Annotated in this window: 2 tRNA genes and 3 rRNA genes; all 5 read right to left on the bottom strand. The window is 54.5% G+C overall.

The annotated features are described in order from the left end of the window. Positions 1 to 109 precede the first annotated feature (109 nt). Positions 110 to 223: ribosomal RNA gene (gene rrf, locus ISS99_RS01655) — 5S ribosomal RNA — on the bottom strand. A 191-nt stretch (positions 224 to 414) separates the two neighbouring features. Then, positions 415 to 3,292, bottom strand: a 23S ribosomal RNA gene (locus tag ISS99_RS01650). 225 nt (positions 3,293 to 3,517) lie between these two features. After that, positions 3,518 to 3,593: transfer RNA gene (locus ISS99_RS01645), tRNA-Ala, on the bottom strand. Positions 3,594 to 3,618: 25 nt separating this feature from the next. Continuing rightward, positions 3,619 to 3,695, bottom strand: a tRNA-Ile gene (locus tag ISS99_RS01640). 109 nt (positions 3,696 to 3,804) lie between these two features. Further along, positions 3,805 to 5,351, bottom strand: a 16S ribosomal RNA gene (locus tag ISS99_RS01635). Together the 16S, 23S and 5S rRNA genes with 2 tRNA genes alongside form the textbook arrangement of a ribosomal RNA operon. Positions 5,352 to 5,811: the final 460 nt, after the last annotated feature.

The raw sequence follows: 5,811 nt of genomic DNA, 5'->3' as shown, positions 1-5,811 counted from the left end.
AAGCCCCTGGCGGTGACCTGTTGCGGGTGCGCCCAGGCGCACGAGCCGCAACAAGCCCAAGCACAAAGAAAAAACCCTCACCAGACGGTGAGGGTTTTTAGGATGAAGCCCCTGGCGGTGACCTACTCTTGCATGGAAAGTCCACACTACCATCGGCGCAGCTGCGTTTCACTTCCGAGTTCGGGATGGGATCGGGTGGGACCACAGCGCTATAGCCGCCAGGGAAGGGGTTGAGTCAGCGCTGGTAAGCGCCGGACTCAAGCTCTTCGAAGAGACCAGCCACAGAGGGCCGGTTTTTACTCTTCCGCGAGATAACTCTCGCGTTGGATAAGGGGTAAACGAGTGACAAGCGTCTGGTGAAATGTCTGGAGATGATTCGTTGGTACAAAGACTCACGAAGCGTCTTGGGGTTATATGGTCAAGCCGCACGGCTCATTAGTATGCGTTAGCTCAATGCATTGCTGCACGTCCACACCGCACCTATCAACCACTTAGTCTAAATGGGGCCTTTAGGAGAATTAAATTCTCGGGAGATCTCATCTTGGGGCGTGCTTCCCGCTTAGATGCTTTCAGCGGTTATCACTTCCGTTCGTAGCTACCGGGCAATGCCATGGGCATGACAACCCGAACACCAGCGGAACGTCCACTCCGGTCCTCTCGTACTAGGAGCAGCCCCCCTCAAATCTCCAACGCCCACGACAGATAGGGACCGAACTGTCTCACGACGTTCTGAACCCAGCTCGCGTACCACTTTAAATGGCGAACAGCCATACCCTTGGGACCGGCTACAGCCCCAGGATGTGATGAGCCGACATCGAGGTGCCAAACACCGCCGTCGATATGAACTCTTGGGCGGTATCAGCCTGTTATCCCCGGAGTACCTTTTATCCGTTGAGCGATGGCCCTTCCATACAGAACCACCGGATCACTAAGACCTACTTTCGTACCTGCTTGATCCGTCGATCTCGCAGTCAAGCACGCTTATGCCTTTGCACACAGTGCGCGATGTCCGACCGCGCTGAGCGTACCTTCGTGCTCCTCCGTTACTCTTTGGGAGGAGACCGCCCCAGTCAAACTACCCACCATACACGGTCCCCGATCCGGATTACGGACCTAGGTTAGAACGTCAAGCACTTCAGGGTGGTATTTCAAGGATGGCTCCACCGAAACTAGCGTCTCGGTTTCATAGCCTCCCACCTATCCTACACAGAAGAACTCAACGTTCAGTGTAAAGCTATAGTAAAGGTTCACGGGGTCTTTCCGTCTTGCCGCGGGAACGCTGCATCTTCACAGCGATTTCAATTTCACTGAGTCTCGGGTGGAGACAGCGCCGCTGTCGTTACGCCATTCGTGCAGGTCGGAACTTACCCGACAAGGAATTTCGCTACCTTAGGACCGTTATAGTTACGGCCGCCGTTTACTGGGGCTTCGATCAAGAGCTTCGCCTTGCGGCTGACCCCATCAATTAACCTTCCAGCACCGGGCAGGCGTCACACCCTATACGTCCACTTTCGTGTTTGCAGAGTGCTGTGTTTTTGATAAACAGTCGCAGCGGCCAGGTTACTGCGACCCTCTAACGCTCAGTCACGCACGTGACCACGTCGGAGGGCGCACCTTCTCCCGAAGTTACGGTGCCATTTTGCCTAGTTCCTTCACCCGAGTTCTCTCAAGCGCCTTGGGATTCTCACCCTGCCTACCAGTGTCGGTTTACGGTACGGTTTGCTGTAGCTGAAGCTTAGTGGCTTTTCCTGGAAGCGTGGTCTCAGTCACTTCGCCCTATTGGGCTCGTCTCGGTGCTCGGCATAAGTGATCCCGGATTTGCCTAAGATCACTGCCTACCGCCTTTCCCCAGGACAACCAACGCCTGGTAGACCTAACCTTCTCCGTCCCCACATCGCACTACAGTCAAGTGCTGGAATATTAACCAGCTTCCCATCGACTACGCATTTCTGCCTCGCCTTAGGGGCCGACTCACCCTGCGCCGATGAACGTTGCGCGAGGAAACCTTGGGCTTTCGGCGTGCGGGCTTTTCACCCGCATTATCGTTACTCATGTCAGCATTCGCACTTCCGATACCTCCAGCATGCTTCTCAACACACCTTCGCAGGCTTACGGAACGCTCCTCTACCGCGCACACAAAGTGTGCACCCCGAGCTTCGGTGTCATGCTTAGCCCCGTTAAATCTTCCGCGCAGACCGACTCGACCAGTGAGCTATTACGCTTTCTTTAAAGGGTGGCTGCTTCTAAGCCAACCTCCTGGCTGTCTATGCCTTTCCACATCGTTTTCCACTTAGCATGAACTTGGGGACCTTAGCTGCGGGTCTGGGTTGTTTCCCTTTTCACGACGGACGTTAGCACCCGCCGTGTGTCTCCCGGATAGTCTGTCCTGGTATTCGGAGTTTGCCATGGTTTGCTAAGTCGCGATGACCCGCTAGCCATAACAGTGCTCTACCCCCAGGAAGATTCGTCCGAGGCGCTACCTAAATAGCTTTCGAGGAGAACCAGCTATCTCCGAGTTTGTTTAGCCTTTCACTCCTATCCTCAGCTCATCCCCATCTATTGCAACAGATGTGGGTTCGGTCCTCCAGTGCGTGTTACCGCACCTTCAACCTGGCCAAGGATAGATCACTCGGTTTCGGGTCTACTGCCAGAGACTATGCGCCCTATTCAGACTCGGTTTCCCTTCGCCTCCCCTATACGGTTAAGCTTGCCACTGACAGTAAGTCGCTGACCCATTATACAAAAGGTACGCAGTCACCCTTGCGGGCTTCCACTGCTTGTACGTATACGGTTTCAGGGTCTATTTCACTCCCCTCTCCGGGGTTCTTTTCGCCTTTCCCTCACGGTACTTGTTCGCTATCGGTCAGTCAGGAGTATTTAGCCTTGGAGGATGGTCCCCCCATGTTCAGACAAGGTTTCTCGTGCCTCGCCTTACTCAATTTCATGCCACGTGCATTTTCGCCTACGGGACTATCACCCGCTACGGTTGGCCTTTCCAGACCCTTCGGCTAACACATGCAGCACTTTTGGGCTGCTCCCCGTTCGCTCGTCGCTACTGAGGGAATCTCGGTTGATTTCTTTTCCTCCGGGTACTTAGATATTTCAGTTCCCCGGGTTCGCTTCGCTGAGCTATGTATTCACTCAGCGATACTCCTTTCGGAGTGGGTTTCCCCATTCGGACATTGCCGGATCAAAGCTTGTTGCCAGCTCCCCGACACTTTTCGCAGGCTGCCACGTCCTTCATCGCCTCTGACTGCCAAGGCATCCACCGTATACGCTTAGTCGCTTGACCATATAACCCCAAGTCGCCTCAGGGCTACGCTCTTCCCTCCTCAGGGCTGAGCTTTCGCCAAACAACGCTTTCGCTTACTTCTTTGCCTCAACGACACATCTCGGTTCAGTTCAAAACCAAGACGCTTGTCACTCGTTTACATTTTCAAAGAACACAAGACCGGCCTCAACGCCGTCTCGTTTCAATAATCTTTTGTGTGCGCTACACATCCGCTTTAGCCTGAACTGGTGGAGCCAGTCGGGATCGAACCGACGACCCCCTGCTTGCAAAGCAGGTGCTCTCCCAGCTGAGCTATGGCCCCGTAATTCGGGTCAGCATCCCAGTAATGGTGGGTCTAGGTGGACTCGAACCACCGGCCTCACCCTTATCAGGGGTGCGCTCTAACCACCTGAGCTACAGACCCATAAAGCTTCACGACCCACTCCTTGCGGAGTGAATCATTCACGCCGTCGGCGTGCGGATGTGCAGGTGTCTTGTGTGGACGTCTTGCGGAGGATGGTCTGTCGTTCTCGAAAGGAGGTGATCCAGCCGCACCTTCCGATACGGCTACCTTGTTACGACTTCACCCCAGTCATGAACCACTCCGTGGTCGTCGCCCTCCTTGCGGTTAGGCTAACGGCTTCTGGAGCAACTCACTCCCATGGTGTGACGGGCGGTGTGTACAAGGCCCGGGAACGTATTCACCGCAGCATAGCTGATCTGCGATTACTAGCGATTCCGACTTCACGAAGTCGAGTTGCAGACTTCGATCCGGACTGGGATCGGCTTTCTGGGATTGGCTCCACCTCGCGGTATTGCAACCCTCTGTACCGACCATTGTAGTACGTGTGTAGCCCTGGCCGTAAGGGCCATGATGACTTGACGTCATCCCCACCTTCCTCCGGTTTGTCACCGGCAGTCTCCTTAGAGTTCCCACCATTACGTGCTGGCAACTAAGGACAAGGGTTGCGCTCGTTGCGGGACTTAACCCAACATCTCACGACACGAGCTGACGACAGCCATGCAGCACCTGTGTTCTGATTCCCGAAGGCACTCCCGCATCTCTGCAGGATTCCAGACATGTCAAGGCCAGGTAAGGTTCTTCGCGTTGCATCGAATTAAACCACATACTCCACCGCTTGTGCGGGCCCCCGTCAATTCCTTTGAGTTTCAGTCTTGCGACCGTACTCCCCAGGCGGCGAACTTAACGCGTTAGCTTCGACACTGATCTCCGAGTTGAGACCAACATCCAGTTCGCATCGTTTAGGGCGTGGACTACCAGGGTATCTAATCCTGTTTGCTCCCCACGCTTTCGTGCCTCAGCGTCAGTGTTGATCCAGATGGCCGCCTTCGCCACTGATGTTCCTCCCGATCTCTACGCATTTCACCGCTACACCGGGAATTCCACCATCCTCTATCACACTCTAGCGACCCAGTATCCACTGCCATTCCCAGGTTGAGCCCGGGGATTTCACAGCAGACTTAAGTCACCGCCTACGCACGCTTTACGCCCAGTAATTCCGATTAACGCTTGCACCCTTCGTATTACCGCGGCTGCTGGCACGAAGTTAGCCGGTGCTTATTCCTCAGGTACCGTCAGCCCCATAGGGTATTAACCCGTGGTATTTCGCTCCTGATAAAAGTGCTTTACAACCCGAAGGCCTTCTTCACACACGCGGCATTGCTGGATCAGGCTTGCGCCCATTGTCCAATATTCCCCACTGCTGCCTCCCGTAGGAGTCTGGGCCGTGTCTCAGTCCCAGTGTGGCTGATCATCCTCTCAGACCAGCTATCGATCGTCGCCTTGGTAGGCCTTTACCCTACCAACTAGCTAATCGAACATCGGTCCATCCAACCGCGCGAGGTCATTGCTGATCCCCCGCTTTCTCCCGTAGGACGTATGCGGTATTAGCGTAAGTTTCCCTACGTTATCCCCCACGTCTGGGCAGGTCCCGATGTATTCCTCACCCGTCCGCCACTCGCCACCCACAGTATTGCTACTGCTGTGCTGCCGTTCGACTTGCATGTGTTAGGCATGCCGCCAGCGTTCAATCTGAGCCAGGATCAAACTCTTCACTTAAGTTTTCGAATGTCCGAAGACACTCTATCTTTCTGAAGCGTTTACCCTAACCTTAAAACGTCAAGCTTTTGAATTGACTCTTAGGTTAGACGCTTGCATTTGTTTGGACAGATTTGCCCATCCAACGCAAGACGCCCACACAAGTCACCTGCGCACACTGTCAAAGATCAATCACTTGCGATCCGTTCTTCAGATCGCCCCGAAGCATTTCGTCCCGGGTGAGCCGCTTAATATACATCCCTTTCGCTTTCCGTCAACACCCAATTTTTGGGAAGTTGCTTCGAGGGGGAACCTTCAACGGACGGCTTCTCGTCGAAGGGGTCGAAATAATAGCGCCTCCCCATCTCCCTGGGAAGGGGGCAACGAGCATTTGATGACGATTGAATGACTGACGCCCTCTGACCCGCTCTCTTCGCGGACTCGCCACTCAAGTCCTGCAGGCGAACAGCGCCAGCAATCT

It is taken from the genome of Dyella mobilis, from assembly GCF_016904945.1.
GTDB lineage: Bacteria > Pseudomonadota > Gammaproteobacteria > Xanthomonadales > Rhodanobacteraceae > Dyella_B > Dyella_B mobilis.
The sequence above is the reverse complement of the archived record's forward strand: the minus strand, read 5'-3'. Positions and strand labels throughout refer to the sequence as shown.